At 66.4% G+C, this 18,655-nt stretch carries 18 protein-coding genes; 7 read left to right on the top strand and 11 right to left on the bottom strand.

Annotation, left to right across the window (positions count from 1 at the left end; all coding sequences use genetic code 11):
• Positions 1–196 precede the first annotated feature (196 nt).
• From mpl to L1F06_RS21145, 3 genes are read left to right on the top strand one after another with little or no spacing between them, the layout of a single operon-like run.
• Positions 197–1,552, top strand: coding sequence for a UDP-N-acetylmuramate:L-alanyl-gamma-D-glutamyl-meso-diaminopimelate ligase (gene mpl, locus L1F06_RS21155; RefSeq protein ID WP_129483011.1), 1,356 nt, complete (start codon positions 197–199; stop codon positions 1,550–1,552).
• The gene (ubiX, locus tag L1F06_RS21150; protein WP_129483010.1) at positions 1,553–2,182 is read left to right on the top strand and encodes a flavin prenyltransferase UbiX; all 630 of its coding nucleotides are present in this window, start codon (positions 1,553–1,555) and stop codon (positions 2,180–2,182) included.
• Positions 2,175–2,471, top strand: coding sequence for a YceK/YidQ family lipoprotein (locus L1F06_RS21145; protein WP_129483009.1), 297 nt, complete (start codon positions 2,175–2,177; stop codon positions 2,469–2,471). The genes ubiX and L1F06_RS21145 overlap by 8 nt, the downstream gene beginning before the upstream one ends.
• Before the next feature lie 183 nt (positions 2,472–2,654).
• Here the strand turns inward: L1F06_RS21145 and L1F06_RS21140 are convergent, their stop codons facing one another.
• The 6 genes from L1F06_RS21140 to L1F06_RS21115 all read right to left on the bottom strand — a co-directional run bounded on the left by L1F06_RS21140 (position 2,655) and on the right by L1F06_RS21115 (position 10,526).
• A complete protein-coding gene (locus L1F06_RS21140; RefSeq protein WP_129483008.1) occupies positions 2,655–3,134 on the bottom strand; it encodes a YbaK/EbsC family protein in 480 nt (159 codons plus the stop codon).
• A 154-nt stretch (positions 3,135–3,288) separates the two neighbouring features.
• On the bottom strand, positions 3,289–4,155 hold the full coding sequence (locus tag L1F06_RS21135) for an MBL fold metallo-hydrolase (protein ID WP_129483007.1): 867 nt from the start codon (positions 4,153–4,155) through the stop codon (positions 3,289–3,291).
• Positions 4,156–4,193: 38 nt separating this feature from the next.
• Positions 4,194–5,372: an acetyl-CoA C-acetyltransferase gene (locus tag L1F06_RS21130; RefSeq protein ID WP_129483006.1), complete on the bottom strand. Its 1,179-nt coding sequence runs from the start codon at positions 5,370–5,372 to the stop codon at positions 4,194–4,196.
• Positions 5,373–5,611: 239 nt separating this feature from the next.
• Positions 5,612–7,384 carry an acyl-CoA dehydrogenase C-terminal domain-containing protein gene (locus L1F06_RS21125; RefSeq protein WP_129483005.1) on the bottom strand — a complete coding sequence of 591 codons (1,773 nt, stop codon included), beginning with the start codon at positions 7,382–7,384 and terminating at the stop codon, positions 5,612–5,614.
• A 57-nt stretch (positions 7,385–7,441) separates the two neighbouring features.
• Positions 7,442–8,815: a solute carrier family 23 protein gene (locus L1F06_RS21120; protein ID WP_090433018.1), complete on the bottom strand. Its 1,374-nt coding sequence runs from the start codon at positions 8,813–8,815 to the stop codon at positions 7,442–7,444.
• Positions 8,816–8,906: 91 nt separating this feature from the next.
• A complete protein-coding gene (locus tag L1F06_RS21115; protein WP_129483004.1) occupies positions 8,907–10,526 on the bottom strand; it encodes an acyl-CoA synthetase in 1,620 nt (539 codons plus the stop codon).
• 141 nt (positions 10,527–10,667) lie between these two features.
• Between L1F06_RS21115 and L1F06_RS21110 the strand changes: the two genes are divergently transcribed.
• Together L1F06_RS21110 and L1F06_RS21105 are read left to right on the top strand one after the other, a co-directional pair.
• A complete protein-coding gene (locus L1F06_RS21110; protein WP_129483003.1) occupies positions 10,668–12,581 on the top strand; it encodes a sensor histidine kinase in 1,914 nt (637 codons plus the stop codon).
• 22 nt (positions 12,582–12,603) lie between these two features.
• Complete coding sequence (locus L1F06_RS21105; RefSeq protein WP_129483002.1) at positions 12,604–13,236, top strand: response regulator transcription factor; 633 nt, start codon at positions 12,604–12,606, stop codon at positions 13,234–13,236.
• A gap of 125 nt (positions 13,237–13,361) precedes the next feature.
• Here L1F06_RS21105 and L1F06_RS21100 read toward each other — a convergent pair whose 3' ends face one another.
• From L1F06_RS21100 to L1F06_RS21080, 5 genes are all read right to left on the bottom strand, one after another.
• Positions 13,362–13,973, bottom strand: coding sequence for a class I SAM-dependent methyltransferase (locus L1F06_RS21100; protein WP_129483001.1), 612 nt, complete (start codon positions 13,971–13,973; stop codon positions 13,362–13,364).
• Positions 13,974–13,976: 3 nt separating this feature from the next.
• Positions 13,977–14,318 carry a DUF5629 family protein gene (locus tag L1F06_RS21095; protein WP_012019729.1) on the bottom strand — a complete coding sequence of 114 codons (342 nt, stop codon included), beginning with the start codon at positions 14,316–14,318 and terminating at the stop codon, positions 13,977–13,979.
• A gap of 16 nt (positions 14,319–14,334) precedes the next feature.
• The gene (locus L1F06_RS21090; protein ID WP_129483000.1) at positions 14,335–14,976 is read right to left on the bottom strand and encodes an oxidoreductase; all 642 of its coding nucleotides are present in this window, start codon (positions 14,974–14,976) and stop codon (positions 14,335–14,337) included.
• A gap of 30 nt (positions 14,977–15,006) precedes the next feature.
• Positions 15,007–16,731 (bottom strand): C13 family peptidase, encoded by a 1,725-nt coding sequence (locus tag L1F06_RS21085; RefSeq protein ID WP_129482999.1) that lies wholly within the window; start codon positions 16,729–16,731, stop codon positions 15,007–15,009.
• A gap of 142 nt (positions 16,732–16,873) precedes the next feature.
• Positions 16,874–17,329 (bottom strand): MaoC family dehydratase, encoded by a 456-nt coding sequence (locus L1F06_RS21080; RefSeq protein ID WP_003240173.1) that lies wholly within the window; start codon positions 17,327–17,329, stop codon positions 16,874–16,876.
• Between the two features lie 250 nt (positions 17,330–17,579).
• Here L1F06_RS21080 and L1F06_RS21075 point away from each other — a divergent pair, with 250 nt between their 5' ends.
• Both L1F06_RS21075 and L1F06_RS21070 read left to right on the top strand, forming a co-directional pair.
• Positions 17,580–17,939 carry a CidA/LrgA family protein gene (locus L1F06_RS21075; RefSeq protein ID WP_003240176.1) on the top strand — a complete coding sequence of 120 codons (360 nt, stop codon included), beginning with the start codon at positions 17,580–17,582 and terminating at the stop codon, positions 17,937–17,939.
• Entirely contained in the window at positions 17,936–18,652 is a 717-nt protein-coding gene (locus tag L1F06_RS21070; RefSeq protein ID WP_012019726.1) for an LrgB family protein, read from the top strand. The genes L1F06_RS21075 and L1F06_RS21070 overlap by 4 nt, the downstream gene beginning before the upstream one ends.
• Positions 18,653–18,655: the final 3 nt, after the last annotated feature.

Below are 18,655 nucleotides of genomic sequence, written 5' to 3'. Positions count from 1 at the left end.
GTTGTGCCAGCAGACCAGCCGATGCTGCCTCAAAGCCAGTTGAATGCGCAATCCAAGCAAGCGTTTGATTTCAGCCGGTCGGCAACTTGCTCGCGGCGCCTGGGTCTGAGCAGGGCGCAGCAGCCGCCCGGTGGGCGCTGTGCTAACCTGCCGCCATCGCTTCACGCCCCCGCGTCGGGCTTCATAGAGGTCATTCATGCACATCCATATTCTCGGCATCTGCGGCACCTTCATGGGCTCGCTCGCCGTTCTGGCCAAGGAACTCGGCCACCGTGTCACCGGCTCCGACGCCAATGTCTACCCGCCCATGAGCACCCAGTTGGAAGCCCAGGGCATCGAGCTGATGCAGGGTTATGACCCGGCGCACCTGCAACCGGCGCCCGACCTGGTGGTTGTGGGCAACGCCATGAGCCGTGGCAATCCCGCAGTCGAATATGTATTGAACAAGGGCCTGCCCTACGTTTCCGGCCCGCAGTGGCTGGCCGACCATGTGCTGCAGGGGCGCTGGGTGCTGGCGGTGGCCGGCACGCATGGCAAGACCAGTAGCTCGAGCATGCTGGCCTGGGTGCTGGAGCATGCCGGCATGAGCCCGGGCTTTCTGATCGGCGGTGTGCCGCAGAACTTCGGTATCTCGGCGCGTTTGGGCGATACGCCGTTCTTCGTGGTCGAGGCCGACGAGTACGACAGCGCCTTCTTCGACAAGCGCAGCAAATTCGTCCACTACCGCCCGCGCACGGCGATCCTCAACAACCTGGAGTTCGATCACGCGGACATCTTCCCGGACCTGGCGGCCATCGAGCGGCAGTTCCACCATCTGGTGCGCACCATTCCCAGTGAGGGCCTGGTGATCCACCCGGCCAGCGAAACCGCACTGGCGCGGGTGATCGAGATGGGCTGCTGGACGAAGGTCGAGACCACTGGTGACGGCGGGCAGTGGCAGGCACGCCTGCTCAGCGCCGATGGCTCGCGCTTCGAGGTGAGCTTCGATGGCAAGGTCGAGGGCGTGGTGGAGTGGCAACTGACCGGCCAGCACAACGTTGCCAACGCCCTGGCCGTGCTTGCGGCGGCGCGCCATGTCGGCGTGGTGCCGGCGCTGGGCATCGAAGCGCTGGGCAAGTTCATCAACGCCAAGCGGCGTATGGAGAAGGTTGCCGAGGTCAGCGGCGTGACCATCTTCGACGATTTCGCCCACCATCCCACGGCCATCGCCACCACGCTCGATGGCCTGCGCAAGCGTGTCGGCGACGACACCCAGGTGATCGCGGTGATCGAGCCACGCTCCAATTCGATGAAGCTCGGTGCTCATCGCGACGGCCTGGCCGAGTCGGCCGAGCAGGCCGATGCGGTGTTCTGGTACGCACCGCCGAATCTCGGCTGGGACCTGGCGGCCACCGTGGCGCGGGCGCGCAACCCGACGCGCGTGTGCGACTCGCTGGAGTCGATCATCGACGGCGTGAAGGCCCTGGCGCGCCCCGGCACCCAGGTGGTGATCATGAGCAACGGCGGCTTCGGCGGCCTGCATGGCAAGCTGGCAGCAGCTCTGGAGGGATAAATGTCTGGCCCTGAGAGAATAACCCTGGCCATGACCGGCGCCTCCGGCGCGCAATACGGCCTGCGCCTGCTCGATTGCCTGGTGCAGGAAGAGCGCGAGGTGCACTTTCTGATCTCCAAGGCCGCGCAACTGGTGATGGCCACCGAAACCGACGTGGCGCTGCCGGCCAAGCCGCAGGCCATGGCGCAGTTCCTCACCGAATACACCGGCGCAGCGCCGGGGCAGATCCGCGTCTACGGCAAGGAAGACTGGATGGCGCCAGCGGCCTCCGGCTCCGGCGCGCCGACGGCCATGGTGGTGGTGCCGTGCTCAACCGGCACCCTGTCGGCCATCGCCACCGGCGCCTGCAACAACCTGATCGAACGCGCCGCCGACGTGGCGCTGAAGGAGCGTCGCCAGCTGATTCTGGTACCGCGCGAGGCGCCGTATTCGAGCATTCATCTGGAGAACATGCTCAAGCTGTCCAACCTGGGCGTGACCATCCTGCCGGCTTCGCCCGGTTTTTATCACCAGCCGCAAACGCTGGATGACCTGGTGGACTTCGTGGTTGCGCGTATCCTCAACTGCCTGGGCATTCCCCAGGACATGCTGCCGCGTTGGGGCGAGCATCATATGGTGTCGGATGACTAGCACCCTGCGCCTGCTCGTTTGCGCCGTGGCGCTGCTGAGCCTGACCGGCTGCGCCACGGTGCGCACGCTGGATGCGGCCAAGCCCGATGCGCCGGTGGTCTACGCCGGCACGCGGCTGGACTGGTATGCGCTCAATGGCGGTTGCTGCCCGCTGGATCGTTTCGGCGCCGCGGCGCCGCGCTACCCGGGGCTGGATCTGCCGGCCAGTGCGCTGCTCGATACGCTGTTGCTGCCATTCTCGCTGGCCACCGCGCTGGGGGTGAGCCTGGGCGTCAGCGGCGGGTTGTAGGCCAACGAGATACGCCCCTTTCTGATAACCGGCCCCGGATGCAATCCGGGATGGTGCCATGGCGCCGTAGGGTGCGCTGTGCGCACCGGTTTTCTGCGGCGGTACGCATGGCGCGCACTCAGGTTGCAGCGTTGGAGGTAATCCGGAAAGCCCGGTGCGCGCGGCGCACCCTACGTCGCCCGTTCAGCAGGGCTCCGTTTCCACTTCCTGGCACACGTCGATCCACTCGGCGTCCACCAGTTCGGCCAGGCGTTGCGGGCTGATGCGCACGGCGCTGTGGGTGGCGCCGGCAGCCGGCAGCACTTCGTCGAAGGCCAGCAGCGAGCGGTCGCAGTAAACGCTCAAGGGGGTGGCCAGGCCGAACGGGCAGACGCCGCCGACCGGATGGCTGGTCAGCTCGATCACCGTCTGCGCATCGAGCATGCGCGCCTTGGCGCCGAAGCATTCCTTCATCTTGCGGTTGTCGATGCGCGCGTCACCGCGGGCGACGATCAACACGTCGCGCTCGGCGATGCGAAAGGCCAGGGTCTTGGCGATCTGCCCCGGCGATACGCCATGCGCTTCGGCCGCCAGCGCCACGGTAGCGGTGCTGGTGTGCAGCTCGATGATCGCGATGTCGGGCGCCTTGGCGGCGAAGAAGGCGCGTACAGAGGCCAGGCTCATGAAGCGATTCCCCAGGGCTGTCGAAGTGGGCACGGCACGACGGCCTGCTAGCCAGGCGTAGCCCCTCCCTGGGACGCTGGTGTGGTCGTGACCACGGCGAAAAACAAGCGGCCATGCTCGCGCTGCATGACCGGCTCGTCAAGGCCCGATGGCGTCAGTTTGCCAGCAGATGCACCGCGTTCGTCGCCGCATCGAGGCCGTAGCGGCCTTTTTCGTCTCGCGTCACCCGTCCCATGGCCACGTCGGGGTCGTGGGTGAATACCAGACGACCACCACGGGCGACCAGATCGGCCAGCAGCGTCTCCTTCTCCTCGATCAGGCCTTCGGGGAATCGGTCGTAGCCCATGGTGATCGGCAGGTGCGCCCAGGGCGCGCCGGGGATCAGGTCGCCGGGAAACACCACCGGCCCGCCCGGCATGGCCACTTCCGGCAGCAACTGGCCGGGCGTATGGCCGTCGCTCCAGTGCAGGCGCCAGTCTGGGCCGAGCAGCTCGCAGCGGTCGGTTTCGTCGATCAGCAGCAGGCGGCCGCTGTTTTCCAGCAGATCGAGCAGTTCCGGGATATAGGAGGCTCTATCCCGGGCGTGTGGATTGCAGGCGCGCTGCCACTGGCGACGGCCGGTGAGGAAGCGGGCGTTGGGAAACAGCAGGCGCGCGGGTTGGTCCGCCTGCCAGGCGGCGAGCAGGCCGCCGGCATGATCGAAGTGCAGGTGGGTGAGCACCACGATGTCGATGTCGGCATCGCTCAAACCGACCTTCGCCAGTTCGTCGAGCAGCACGTGGTGGTCTTCCTGCACGCCGAAGCGCTGTTTCAGCTCGGGGCTGAAGAAGGCGCCGATGCCGGTTTCCACCAGGATGTTGCGCTCGTCTTCCTGCACCAGCAGGGCGCGGCAGCCGAGGTCGATGCGGTTCAGTTCGTCGGCCGGCATCCAGCGCTGCCAGAGGGCCTTGGGCGCGTTGCCGAACATGGCGCCGCCATCGAGTTTCTGGCTGTTGCCGGTCAGGGTGGTCAGGGTTCGCATGGGGTTTCTCTTGTTCTTGTCCGTTCGCGGCGATTGTTTCAGCGTTCGATGGCCAGGGCCACACCCTGGCCGCCACCGATGCACAGGGTGGCCAGGCCGCGGCGGGCATCGCGGCGCTGCATCTCGTGCACCAGGCTGACCAGGATGCGGCAGCCGGAAGCGCCGATGGGATGGCCGAGGGCGATGGCACCGCCATTGACGTTGACCTTGGCGCTGTCCCAATGCAGTTCGCGACCGACGGCGATGGCCTGGGCGGCGAAGGCTTCGTTGGCCTCGATCAGGTCGAGCTGTTCCAGGCTCCAGCCGGCGCGCTCTAGCGCCTTGCAACTGGCGAATACCGGGCCGATGCCCATCACTGCCGGATCGACCCCGGCGCTGGCGTGTGCGGCGATGCGCGCCAGCACCGGCAGTTGCAGTTCATCTGCCTTCTCGGCGCTCATCAGCAGCACGGCGGCGGCGCCGTCGTTGAGCGTCGAGGCGTTGCCGGCGGTCACCGTGCCGTCATTCTTGAACGCCGGGCGCAGCTTGCCCAGGCTGTCCAGGCTGGTGCCGGCGCGCGGTTGTTCATCCTGGGCAAAACGCAGCGGTTCGGCGCCGCGCTGGGGGATTTCCACCGGGACGATTTCGCCGGCGAAGCGTCCGGCGTCGATGGCCGCCTGGGCACGCTGCTGCGAACGCAGGGCGAAGGCGTCCTGCTCGGCGCGGGTGACGCCGTACTGCTCGGCCAGATTCTCGGCGGTGATACCCATGTGGTAATTGTTGAAAGCGTCCCACAGGCCGTCCTGAATCATCGTGTCGACCAATTGCGCATGGCCCATGCGCAGGCCGCTGCGGGTGCCGGGCATGACATAGGGCGCCAGGCTCATGTTCTCCTGGCCGCCGGCGATGATGATCTCGGCGTCGCCGCCACGAATGGCCTGAGCGCCAAGGATCACCGCCTTGAGGCCGGAGCCGCAGACCTTGTTCAGGGTCATGGCCGGCACCGTATGCGGCAGACCGGCGAGCAGCACGCTCTGCCGGGCCGGGTTCTGCCCGGAGCCTGCTGTGAGCACCTGGCCGAGAATCACCTCGTCGATCTGCTCGCCTGCAATACCGGTGCGGGCGAGCAGTTCACGAATCACCGCGGCGCCCAGCTGTGGCGCGGGTATGCGGCTCAACGCACCCTGAAAGCTGCCGATGGCGGTACGGCAGGCGGCGACTATCACGACTTCACGCATAAGGACTCCTCGTCGGCTGGGCAGCGCCAGCCGAGGCTCGAATAAAAAAGCGCGGCGCCGAAGCGCCGCGCAACACGCTCAACAGTTTTACAAGGGTTACCGGGTGTCAGGCATTTCGCAGGCGTTGGAGGGCCTCGTAGGGTGGGCTTCAGCCCACGTGAACCGCCGTCGGTAGGCTGAAACCGAACGTTGTCCGGACGGCCCTATGAGCCCCTGCACAGGTAACGCAGACACGGTCTTCAAAATTGCTCTGCAGCCAGACCATAAAGCGGCTGGCTGCCGGCACGAATGCTCGCCTCCAGGCTCAGAGTGCGTGGCAGCAGACGGGCGAAGAAGAACTCGGCGGTGGCCAGCTTGCCGCCGTAGAAGGCCTCGTCTTCGCCCTGCTTGCCCTGCGCCACCGCCGCCATGCGCGCCCACATATAGGCGTAGGCGACGTAGCCGAACAGATGCAGGTACTCCACCGAGGCGGCGCCCACCGAGTTGGGGTCGCTCTTGGCTTGTTCCAGCAGCCAGCCGCTGACCGCCTCCAGGCGTTCCAGGGCTTCGATCAGGCGTTCGCGGTAAGGCGATTCATGGGCATGGGCGAAGTCGCGCACCTCGGCGGCGAACAGGCGCAGCGCGGCGCCGCCGTTGGCCACCACCTTGCGCCCCAGCAGGTCGAGCGCCTGAATGCCATTGGTGCCCTCGTAGATCTGTGCGATACGCACGTCGCGCACCAGCTGTTCCTGGCCCCATTCGCGGATATAGCCGTGGCCGCCGAACACCTGCTGGCCGTGTACGCAGCTTTCCAGCCCGGTATCGGTGAAGAAGGCCTTGGCCACCGGGGTGAGCAGGGCCACCAGGGCTTCGGCGTTCTGTCGTTCGCTGGCGTCCTCGGCGTACTTGGCCAGGTCGAGCTGCTGACCGACGTAGCAGGCAAAGGCCCGGCCGCCCTCGTTCAGCGCTTTCATGGTCAGCAGCATACGACGCACGTCAGCGTGGACGATGATCGGGTCGGCGACCTTGTCGTGGTTGACCGGGCCAGTGGCGGCGCGGCTCTGGATGCGTTCGCGGGCGTAGCTGACGGCCGACTGATAGGAAGCCTCGGCGCAGCCGATGCCCTGGATGCCGATGGACAGGCGCTCGTAGTTCATCATGGTGAACATCGCCGCCAGGCCCTTGTTGACCTCGCCGATCAGGTAGCCGGTGGCGCCGTCGAAGTTCATCACGCAGGTGGCCGAGGCCTTGATGCCCATCTTGTGCTCGATGGAGCCGCAGCTCACGGCGTTGCGCGCGCCGAGGCTGCCGTCGGCGTTGACCATCACCTTGGGCACCAGGAACAGCGAGATGCCCTTCGGCCCGGCCGGCGCGTCCGGCAGCTTGGCCAGCACCAGATGGATGATGTTCTCGGTCAGGTCCTGCTCGCCGCCGGTAATGAAGATCTTGCTGCCGGTGACCTTGTAGCTGCCATCGGCCTGCGGCTCGGCGCGGGTGCGGATGATGCCCAGATCGGTGCCGGCATGGGCCTCGGTCAGGCACATGGAACCGGCCCAGCGGCCTTCGTACATTGGCGGCAGGTAGGTGGATTTCAACTCCTCGCTGGCGTGGGCGTCGATGGCCAGGCAGGCGCCGGAGCTCAGCGCCGAGTACAGCGCGAAGCTGGAACCGGCGGCGTAGAGCATTTCCTCGAAGGCTACGGCGAGCATCTTGGGCATGCCCATGCCGCCGTAATTCGGGTTGCCGGACAGGCCCACCCAGCCGCCTTCGGTGTAGGTGGCATAGGCCTCGCGGAAACCGGTCGGGGTGCGCACGTCGCCATCGACCCACTGTGCGCCTTCTTCGTCGCCGCTGCGGTTGAGCGGGGCGATCAGGCTGCCGGTGACCTTGGCCGCTTCTTCGAGGATGGCGTCGGCGGTGTCGGCATCGACGGTTTCCGCCAGGGCCGGCAGACGTGCCCACAGGCTCGGCGCCTGGAAGACTTCATGGAGGACGAAGCGCATATCGCGCAGCGGGGCGTTGAATTCGGGCATGGTGCAACCTCGACAGCAGTGGCGCCGCGACAGGCGCGGCGCGTGGAACGAAATGCGTCAGTCGGCTTCCGCCGGACTACGCGACTTATCCTTGATGCTGGTGAATTTAAGCAGATGGGTGCGTTCGACCAGGATGTACAGCGCCGCACCCGCGGCCAGGCCCCAGCCCGCGCCGTAGACGGCGAGCACCACACCCATGGTGCCGGCGATGCCGCGCTCGGTGTTGTTGTTGAGCTGCTCGAAACCGACCATCAGGCAGATGTAGCCGGTGAGAATCAGCGTCAGCGACAGGGCGATCGGCAGCACCGGCTGGAAGAAACTGACCAGCGGCAGCATGAACAGCGCGGCGAAACCGGTGATCCAGAAGGTGCCGGCGCCGCTGTAGATCGAGTCCATCGCCTTGCGCCCGTACTTGTAGCGCTCGGCCATGGTCGCCGCCACCGCCGTCCACAGCGGGCCAGCCAGGCCAGGGTAGGGCGCAAAGAAGGCATGCAGGGCGTTGCGGATGGCGGTCACCAGGTGAATTCGGTCGACGTTGTTTTCGATCACCTCGTCGGTGCGCAGTTCATCGGCGCGCTGCATCAGCGACTGGCCGACGATGATGTCGCCGAAGGCGATCACGTAGGCGATCACCGCGGTGGGCACGGCCAGCATGAACACGTCCAGGCCGGGGAAGCCGACGTTGAAGGGCAGGTAGTTCCACATTTCGCCGAAGGCCGGCGCGGTGATGCCCCATTTGACGTCCGGCATCTTGTACTCGCCCACGGCGATGCCGATGAAGATGGCGATCAGCATGCCCGGCACCATGCCGTAGTTGACGATCTTGCGCGCCAGCGGCACGCGCTCGGTCAGGCCCTTGAACGACACCGAGAACATCAGGTACAGGCAGATCAGGCTGCCCAGCACCAGAGAGATCGGCGTGTTGGCCAGGCGGCCGCCGGCGCTGATCTCGCCCATCAGTGCGGCGATGCCGGCACCGATGATGATGCCGCCCTTCATCGAGTTGGGGATCAGCCGCACCAGCGCGCTGCCCAAGCGGGTGACGCCGAGGAAGAGGAAGATCACGAACACCAGGAACTGTAGGGCGAACAGCGCCTGGATGGCCGCAGGACCCGGCTCGTAATTACCGAGAAACAGCAGCACCACCGGAATGCCGGGAGTGATCCAGCCGGGTACCAGCGGCACGCCGAGCAGCGCCGGCAGCATGAAGCCGATGCCGCAAACCACCACGTAGGCCAGGGCCACGTCGTAGGGCAGGCCGAGGTATTTCTCCAGCAGCGGGATCATCGCCAGGCTGACCACGAACATGATCAGTGCCTGCAGCATCTCGGCGGTTTCCCAACGGTAATGCACGAAGGGCAGGCGCACCTTGAACGGGCCGAGGGGCCAGTGCGGTTGCTCGTCGCCGTCACGGCGCTTGAAAATTTGCATGAGGGTTCTCCGTCGGCCGCCTGGGCCGGTTCTTGTTGTTGTGAAAACGGTGCGGTTTTGCCGTAGCCCGGATTGCATCCGGGCTACGTGATCAGAGCGCCTTGGCCATATCGCGCAGGACGAACTTCTGGATCTTGCCGGTGCTGGTCTTGGGCAGCTGGGTGAAGACCACGGTCTTGGGCACCTTGAAGCCGGCCAGGTGCTCGCGGCAGAAGGTCATGATCTCGGTTTCACTGGCCTGCTGGCCGGTCTTCAGGGTGATGAAGGCGCAGGGCGTCTCGCCCCATTTCTCGTCCGGGCGGGCGACCACCGCCGCCTCCAGCACCGCCGGGTGGCGATAGAGCACGCCCTCGACCTCGATGGTGGAGATGTTCTCGCCGCCGGAGATGATGATGTCCTTGAGGCGGTCGCGGATTTCCACGTAGCCGTCGGCGTGGCACACGCCCAGGTCGCCGGTGTGGAACCAGGCGCCCTCGAAGGCTTCGGCGGTGGCGCTGGGGTTCTTCAGGTAGCCCTTCATCACGGTGTTGCCGCGCATGAAGATCTCGCCGATGGTCTGACCGTCACGCGGCACCGGCTCCAGGGTTTTCGGGTCGGCGACCATCACCCCTTCCAGAGTCGGGTAGCGCACGCCCTGGCGCGCCTTGATGGTGGCGCGTTCTTCCAGCGGCAGTTCGTCCCATTCGGCGTGCCACGCGCACAAGGTCACCGGGCCGTAGACCTCGGTCAGGCCGTACACATGGGTGACGTGGATGCCCATCTCCTCCACCGCGCCGATCACCTTCGCGGGCGGCGCGGCGCCGGCGACCATGGCCTTGACCGGGTGATCGATAGCCGCCTTGGCTTCGGCCGGCATGTTCACCAGGGCGTTGAGCACGATGGGCGCGCCGCACAGGTGGGTGACCTGTTCGTCGCGGATCAGGGTGAGGATCTTCGCCGGGTCGACGCGGCGCAGGAACACATGCACGCCAGCCAGTGCGGTGATCGTCCAGGGGTAGCACCAGCCATTGCAGTGAAACATCGGCAGGGTCCACAGGTAGACCGGGTGGTTGCCCATGTTCCAGGTCATCTGGTTGCCCATGGCATTAAGGAAGGCACCGCGGTGGTGATAGACCACGCCCTTGGGGTTGCCGGTGGTGCCCGAGGTGTAGTTGAGGCTGATCGCCTGCCACTCGTCGGTGGGCCACTGCCAGGCGAATTCGGGGTCGCCCTCGGCGAGGAAGGCCTCGTAGTCCAGGTCGCTGACTGCCTGGCCCTCGCCGTACTCGGGGTCGTCGACGTCGATCACCAGCGGCGGGTGATCGAGCATGCCGATGGCGGCGTGGATCACATCGAAGAACTCGCGGTCGGCGATCACCACCTTGGCTTCGCCATGCTGCAGCATGAAGGCGATCGCCTCGGCATCCAGGCGCACGTTGAGGGTGTTGAGCACCGCGCCGATCATCGGCACGCCGAAATGCGCTTCGAGCATGGCCGGGATGTTCGGCAGCATCACCGCTACCGTGTCGCCCTTGCCGATGCCACGGCCGGCCAGCGCCGAGGCCAGGCGTCGGCAACGCGCGTAGGTTTCGGCCCAGTTGCGGCGAATCGAGCCATGCACCACGGCCGGATAGTGCGGGTATACCGCCGCGGTACGTTCGATGAAGCTCAGGGGGCTGAGGGCGACGTGATTGACGGCGGCGCGGCCGAGGCCCTGCTCGTAGATCGACATGGCGGATACACCTTTGGCTGATTGTTAGCTCTGGTTATTCCGGTAATGATGCAGGCATTACCGAAGCTTGCTGGTGATAATTTATAGGTCATTTCTATTTTGTATGGAAGTTGTACCAAGGTTTTATAGAATAACTACTATATGAAGACTGACGCTCATCTTTCCGCGGTTCCCCTGCAGTCCTGGCTGCGCATCCAGCGCGAGGCGCCGCCCCTGGGCGAGCGGGCCGAGGCCCTGCGCCAGGCTCTGCTGGGTTGCCCGCAGGTGCGCCAGGCCTGGTACCTGGCCTGGCAGCCGGCCAGTCGTACCTACGCTCAGATGGACGACGGGCCGCGTCTGCCACCGGGCATGGGCGACCCGCTGGAGGCCAGTGACGAGACGCTGTTCGCTGCGCTTGGTGAGCAACCGAGCCTGCCCTTCGACGCGCTGCGCCGGATGCCCTGCTGGCTGGCCGGGCGTCTGCGCCGCGCCGCGCTGCATCATGGCCAGGCGCTGGCCCTGCAGCTGCAGGCCGGCCAGCCCGGCGTGCTGCTGTTGCAGGTCGACGAGGCGGCGGGGCTGGAATGGTTGCCCTGGTTGCGCGAGCTGCTGGTGCAGATGGTCGAACTGGCCTCGGGGCTGGCGCGCAGTGCGCCGCTGCTGTCATCCGACCCGCAGCCGGCGCTGCTGCTCGACGCCGAGGCGCGTCTGCTGGAGAGCAACGCGGCGTTGCAGGGGCTGCTTGGTGAACGCGCCCTGACGCAGGTGGGCGAGCTGCTGCCGGTGAACCATTTGCCGCTGGTGCGCGCCTGCCTGGAGCAGTCGCGGGCTGTGGAGTCGGTGGAAGCGCAGGATGGCGAGCGCATCCTGATCTGGAGTTTCATTCCCGATGGCGCCGAGCGCCGCGTGCTGGCGCGCTGCCGCGAGGCCACCCGCGAGGTTCGTGAGCAGCGTGAGGCCGCGCGGGCGCGGCGCTTGTATCGGCTGATCACCGAGAACACCACCGACCTGATTTCCCGGCACACGCCGGAGGGCGTGTTCCTCGACGCTACGCCTGCCAGCTGGACGTTGCTCGGCTACTGGCCGGAAGAACTGCGCGGCATGGCCGTCGACAGCCTGCTGCATCCGCAGGACCAACTGCAGCAGGCCAAGCAGGCGCGCGAGGCGCTGGAGCAGGATGGCTACCACACCATGACCTACCGCATCCGCCACCGCGACGGCCACTACCTGTGGTTCGAGACCGCCAGCCGCGCCATTCGCGAGACCTACACCGGTGCGGTGGTCGAGGTGGTCAGCGTGTCGCGCGACATCACCGCGCGCATCCAGGCCGAGGAGAACAAGCGCCGCCTGGAGGACGAGCTGGCGCACACCACGCGGCTGATCACCCTGGGCGAACTGGCCTCGGGTATCGCCCACGAGATCAACCAGCCGCTGGCGGCGGTGGTCAACTACGCCAGCGCCAGCCAGCGCTATCTGCAGGGCATCGGCGGCGATCAGGCCGGTGTGGACAAGGTGGGCCAGGGCCTGGCGCGCATCACTGAGCACGCCAACCACGCCTCGGCAGTGATCAAGCGCCTGCGCGCCTTCCTGCGCAAGGGCCAGCGGCGCATGCAGGCGCTGGATCTGGCCGAGGTGGCGCGCGAAGCGGTGCGCCTGTGCAACTGGGAGGCCGGTACAGCGCAGGTGGCGGTGAGCGACGTCTTGCCGGACAATCTGCCACCGGTATTCGCCGACCGCGTCCTGCTCGAACAGGTACTGCTCAACCTGCTGCGCAATGCCATCGATGCCAACCGCGAACGTCACCCCGGCGCGCCTTCGCAGGTGCGTCTGGAGGCTGGAGAAGCTGACGGCTGCCTGGCCATCCGGGTAATCGATCAGGGGCCGGGCGTCAGCGACGAGCAGATGGCCAAGCTGTTCACCCCCTTCTACACCAGCAAGGCCGACGGACTGGGGCTCGGCCTGTCCATGAGCCGCAGCATCATCGAAGGCTTCGGCGGTGCGCTGGAGGCCTCCCCGGCCGAGGGTGGTGGGCTGTGTCTGGAATGTCGTTTGCCGTTGGGCAGGGACGACGTATAACAACAAGAGGAGCTGCACGCAGATGCAACAACGGGTTTATGTAGTCGATGACGACCAGGGCATGCTCGACTCGACGCTCTGGCTGCTGGAGTCGGTTGGCCTGACAGGCGTGCCCTTCACCAGCGGTCGGGCCTTTCTCGACGCTTGCGATCCGACTGCCAATGCCTGCGTGCTGCTCGATGTGCGCATGCCCGGCATGGGTGGGCTGAACGTGCAGGAGGAGATGCGCGCGCGTGGTATCGACCTGCCGGTGATCTTCGTCAGCGGTCATGCCGACGTGCCCATCGTGGTGCGCGCGTTCAAGGCCGGCGCGGTGGATTTCATCGAGAAGCCCTACAACGAGCAACTGTTGCTCGACAGCGTGCAGCAGGCGCTGGATCGCCGCCCGGCCCGGCCAAAGCGCGACGCGCGTCTGGCCGAGGTGCAGACGCGGCTCGATCAGCTCACCCCGCGTGAGCGTGACGTGCTGCTGCCCTTGGTGCGCGGCTACACCAACCGCGAAGTGGCCGAGCAGCTCGATATCAGCGTGAAGACCGTCGACCTGTATCGCTCGCGGGTGATGAAGCGCATGCAGGCCGAGACGCTGCCGGAGCTGGTGGGCATGGCCATCGCCGCCGGGCTGGTGGATGCGCTGGCGATTCGTTCAGAGATTTGAGCGCACAGGGGGCGTAGGGTGCGCCGTGCGCACCAAGGTGCTTGATGCGCGCAGGGAGCTTATGTCAGCGGCCGCTTCGGTGCGCACGGCGCACCCTACGCTTTCGTACGCCGCGCGTATCAACGTCAATCGGCCCAGCCGCGGTAGACGTGGGTCATCGGCCGCGGGCCCTTGAGATAGCCGGTGCTCATCTCGCGGATATGAAAGCCGCCGGCTTCGATCAGGGCGGGGATATCGCGGTCCAGGTGGCAGCCGCCGGCCAGCGGTTTCCACAGCGGCGTCAGGCGCTTTTGCCAGCGCACCACCGGCAGGTCCGGCGCCAGGCCGTGTTCGCAGAACAGCAGGCGGCCGCCGGGTTTCAGCACGCGGCGCATTTCGCCCAGGACGGCGATGGCATCGGGGATGGTGCACAGGGTGAAGGTGCAGACGATATCGTCGAAGCTGGCGTCCGCCGCCTGAATCTGCCCCAGTTCCAGGGCGATCATCTCCACCGGTACCTGGCAGCGTGCGGCGCGTTCGCGGGCCAGGGCCTGCATCTCCGCGGAGGGGTCGACGCCGACCACCACCTCGACCCGCTGCGCATCGTAGAAGCCCAGGTTCAGACCGCTGCCGATGCCGATTTCCAGCACGCGTCCGCGCGCCAGCGGCACGATCTGCGAGCGCGCCTTCATCACCGCCCCCATGCCGCAGGCGAAATCGATCAGATGCGGCAGGATATGGCGGTCGTAAAGGCCCATGGCTCAGGCTTCGTCTTGCCCGTCGTCGTCATCGTTGTCGCCACGATAGGCGGCGAAACACTTGAGGGAATGGCTGACCTCGTTGCCTTCGATCAGCCAGCTGTCGTCCTCCTCGAGGTGGCGCGCGGCCTTGACCGCAGCGAGGGAGAACTTCCACAGGCGGCGCTCGCGGCCGTCGATGCAGTGCACCTGCAGCAGCGGCTTGGCCGCGCTGTCGGCGCTGTCGGTTCCGGCGCTGACCTGGGCCAGCAGCTCGGTGTCCAGATCGAACTGCCAGGCATGCAGGCCATCGATCTCCAGCATGTCGGCGTCTTGCAGGGCTTCGATCAGGCTTGTCGGTTTCATCGGCTTGTCCACGGCATCAGCGCCCCAGGCGGCGCAGGTCGGAGGACTCTATCACGCGCACGCCGTCTTCTTTCTCCAGCGCCAGGCGCCACAGCGCGCGGGCCAGGGCGCAGGCGTCGATGCCGCGGTATTTGCCCGGCAGCCAGCGCAGCAGCGGCGCCGCCAGGCGCTCGCCAAGACGAAACTCCTGGCGCGCACCGAGCAGCAGCGAGGGGCGGGCGATGGTCAGTTGCGGCCAGTCCATGGCCTTCAGCGCTTGCTCGGTCTCGCCCTTGACGCGGTTGTAGAACACCGAGGAGTTGGGATTGGCGCCCAGGGCGCTGATCACCACCAGATGCCGTGCGCCCAGCTCGCGAGCGCGACGGGCGAAGGCCAGCACCAGGTCGTGGTCGACGGCGCGGAAGGCCTCCTGCGAGCCGGCCTGCTTGATGGTGCTGCCCAGGCAGCAGAAGGCGGTGTCGACCTGGCCGGAAAGCTGCGGCAGCAGGGCCTGCAGATCACCGACCGGGTTTTCCAGATGGGCATGGGCGGCCAGCGGGCGTCGCGTCGGCGCCAGCACGCGGGCGACCGTCGGCTCGCTGAGCAGACGATCGAGCAGATGTTCGCCGGTAAGGCCGGTGGCGCCAGCGAGCAGGATATGTTGCGGGGTCAGGTGCATGCAGTTGTCTCTAGTCCGTTACAGCTGAGCTTAGTCGTTGCCGCTACTGCTGGCCACGGCCCCCAGGGCTCGCTCAGCCTGATTCTGGCGCAGGCTGCGCCAATGCTGGAGTACGCCGCGTGGCGCCCAGATCTGCGGTTCGGAAGGTTCGAAACCGTCGCTCTGCTCGCGCTCGGCGACGCGTTCCCTGGCCAGTTCGAAGGCCCGTTCCAGGTTGTCGGTTTCGCCCAGCGCCTCGGCGAACAGGGCGCGGCCGAAATAGGTGAAGTCGTTCTCTTCGCTGCAGCCGAAGGACACCCGGTCGGCGCGTGCGGCGGTCATCACCAGGGTCTTGTCGTCTTTCAGCGGCGGGATGAAACCGCCGGAGTAGCAGGCCGATATCACCACCACCTTGTTGCGCTGCTTGAGCGGGGCGAGCAGGGCAGCCAGTTCGCTGGCCGGCAGGTCGGCCAGCTGCAGGCGCGGCTGGTCGAGATTGAGTTCGTGGCGGCGCGAGCCATGGCTGGTCAGATAGATAAAGATCAGGTCTTCCTCGCCGCTGCGTTCGGCCAGGGCCTGGACCACACGGGTGAGATTCTCGCGGGTGGCCAGCGGGCGGTCGGCGAGATGGTCGCGATGGTTGATCAGGCTGATGCTGCCATGGGCGCCGAAGCGTTCACGCATCAGGCGGCTGACGTAGTCCGCCTCGCGCATGAACACGCTCTGCTTGCCATCGCCGGCCAGGGTCAGGGCATAGAGTTCGCGCGCCTCTGTCGAGGCCGGAATCGCGGCGATGGCTTCGTCGAGCAGCTGGCCTTGTTGCAGCAGGCCCAGTTCGAGGCTGTCGGGCAGCACCTGGCCCTGATCGTCACGCACCAGTCTGCCGTCTTGCCAGGTGCCGGATTGGCGGCTGCCGTCGGCCAGGGTCAGGGTGCCCTGACCGCTGTATTCGCCGCCGGAGAAACGCCCCCGGTAAGCGCTGCCATCGGGCAGGGTGAGCAGGCCTTCGCCTTCGTACTGCCAGTCGGCAAACTCGCCGAGGTAGCGGGTGCCGTCGCCATCGTTGTATTCACCAGGGCCCTGCATCATGCCCTCGACGAACTCGCCGGCCCAGACTTCACCGTTGGCGCTCTGGTAACGGCCCTTGCCGTGAAACTCGTCGTTCTGGAATCCGCCGCTGTAGTTGTCGCCATCGGCGTTGCGATAGCTGCCCTGGCCGCTGAGCAGGCCCTGGGCGAACAGACCGCTGAACTGATTGCCGTAGGCATCGCTGCGCACGCCCTGGCCCTCGGGCTGGCCATTGACGAACTGGCCCTGGAAGCTGCTGCCGTCAGCCATTTCCAGTTTGCCCAGGCCATGGAAGCGGTCGTTGAGAAACTCGCCCTGATAACGCTGGCCACCCTGCTCCAGCAGGCCCTCGCCATTGAAACGGTTGCGCTCGAAACCGCCCTGATAGCGGCTGCCATCGGCGTAGGTCAGGGTGCCATGGCCATGGAACATGCCCTGGTGAAAGTCGCCCAGGTAATGCTCGCCGCCGGGGCCCTGCCATTCGCCGGGCCCCTCGAACATGCCGTCCTTGAACTGGCCGACGAACCAGCTGCCGTTGCGGTAGTCCAGGCGTCCGGGGCCTTGCAGCAGACCGTCGACGATCTCGCCGCGATACTCGGCGCCGTCGGGCAGGATGGCGTTGGCCGGCAGCAGCGGGCGCGCCTCGTCGCAACCGGCGAGCAGCAGGGACAGGCAAAGGGGGAGCAGGCGCAGGGCAAGGGGGTTCATGACGGACATCCAGGTCGGTGCTGTGGCCCGCAGTATGCCGCAAGCCTGGACGCTTGCGCTGCCGAGTCTCACGCTTTGCAGACGCGAGTGCGTTCCCGCTCCGGCGCGGAGCGCCGAAAACGGGAACGACCGGATGGCCGGGTCAGACGAAGCAGAGGGTCAGCGGTTCGGCGATATAGGCCGGCTTCTCCTGGCCTTCGATCTCCAGCACGGCGCGGGCCTTGAGCAGCCACTGGCCGGGGTTCTTTTCGTTGGCGTCGGTCAGGGTCACCGTCAGGCGCACCTTGGAGTCGACCTTCACCGGCTGGATGAAGCGCACGCTGTCGAGGCCATAGTTCACCGCCATCTTCAGGCCCTGCGGCATGATCATGATGCCTTCCATCAGCATCGGTACCAGCGACAGCGACAGAAAACCGTGCGCGATGGTGGTGCCGAAGGGGGTCAGCTTGGCCTTTTCCGGGTCGACGTGGATGAACTGATGGTCGCCGGTGCATTCGGCGAACTGGTTGATGCGCTGCTGGTCGATGGTCAGCCACTCGGACTTGCCGAGTTCCTTGCCAACATAGTCCTTGAGCTCTGCTACGGGTACGAACGGCATAGTTCCTCCTTGAGGACGCGGGTGTTTTTCTTGTGTGCGTGGAACCGTTGCGGCCTAGATCATCACGGGGCCGGCAACGGGTCAAGCCTGCCTTGATCCACTGAATGGCGGGGCATAGGCCATACGGACGAGGCAATACAGAGGCCAGCGCCGGGTCATCGCGCCTATAATGGCCGGCATGCCCTCAAGATTGCCCGGATACCCCTGCTAGCGCGGTGGTACTGGGCATCGCTCGTTTCGGAGATTGCCCATGCTGCTTCGCGGCCTTTCCTGGCTGGTGCTCTGCCAGTTGCTCGGTACCGTCCTCAACGTTTTGCTGCTGCCCATGTTGCCGGGGCCGATCATCGGCATGCTGCTGCTGTTCGTGTTCCTCATGCTGCGCGGCGAGGTGGGCGAGCCGCTCAGCCTCGCCTCCAGCAGCCTGCTCAAGTACCTGCCGCTGATCCTGGTGCCGCCGGCCGTCGGGGTGATGGCCTATGCCGGCGCCATCGCCGCCGACTTCTGGGCGGTGGTCGGTGCATTGCTGCTGTCGCTGTTGCTGTCGGTGGCGTTCGCCGGCTGGCTGATGCAGAAGCTGATCGAGCGCCAGCAGCGTCGGGAGGAAGCATGAGTCCGGACTGGCAGGGCGCCTGGCAGGCGCTGATTCATCACCCGCTGTTCGGTGTCGGCATCACCCTGGGCGCCTATCAGCTGGCCGTTGCCGCCTATGAGCGTACCCGCTGGGTATTCCTGCAGCCGGTGCTGGTATCGATGCTCACGGTGATCGGCATTCTGCTGCTGTGCGGTTTGAGCTTCGCCGAATACCGCAGCAGCGTTTCGCTGCTGACCCTGCTGCTCGGCCCGGCCACGGTGGCGCTGGCGGTGCCGCTGTATCTCAACCTGCGGCGAATCCGCCAGTTGTTCTGGCCGATCATCCTCACCCTGTCGATCGCCGGCACCTTGGCTACGCTGTTGGGAGCCGGGCTGGCCTGGCTGTTCGGCGCCGAGCGGCTGATGCTGATGAGCATGGCGCCGAAGTCCGTGACCTCGCCGATCGCCATGCTGGTGGCCGAGCAGATCGGCGGCATCGCCGCGCTGGCGGCGGTGTTCGTGATGATCACCGGGGTCATCGGCGCCATGGTCGGGCCTTCGCTGCTGCGTCTGTGCGGCGTGCGTCATCCGGCGGCGCTGGGCATGGCGCTGGGCATCACCGCCCATGCCGTAGGCACGGCGCGGGCGCTGCAGGAGAGCGACGAGTGCGGCGCCTTCGCCGCCCTGGCCATGAGCCTGATGGGCGTGATCACCGCGGTGCTGTTGCCGCTGGCGATTGTCCTGTTCTTATGAGGT

Origin of the sequence: Pseudomonas hydrolytica (genome assembly GCF_021495345.1) — a bacterium.
Taxonomy (GTDB): domain Bacteria; phylum Pseudomonadota; class Gammaproteobacteria; order Pseudomonadales; family Pseudomonadaceae; genus Aquipseudomonas; species Aquipseudomonas hydrolytica.
The sequence above is the reverse complement of the archived record's forward strand: the minus strand, read 5'-3'. Positions and strand labels throughout refer to the sequence as shown.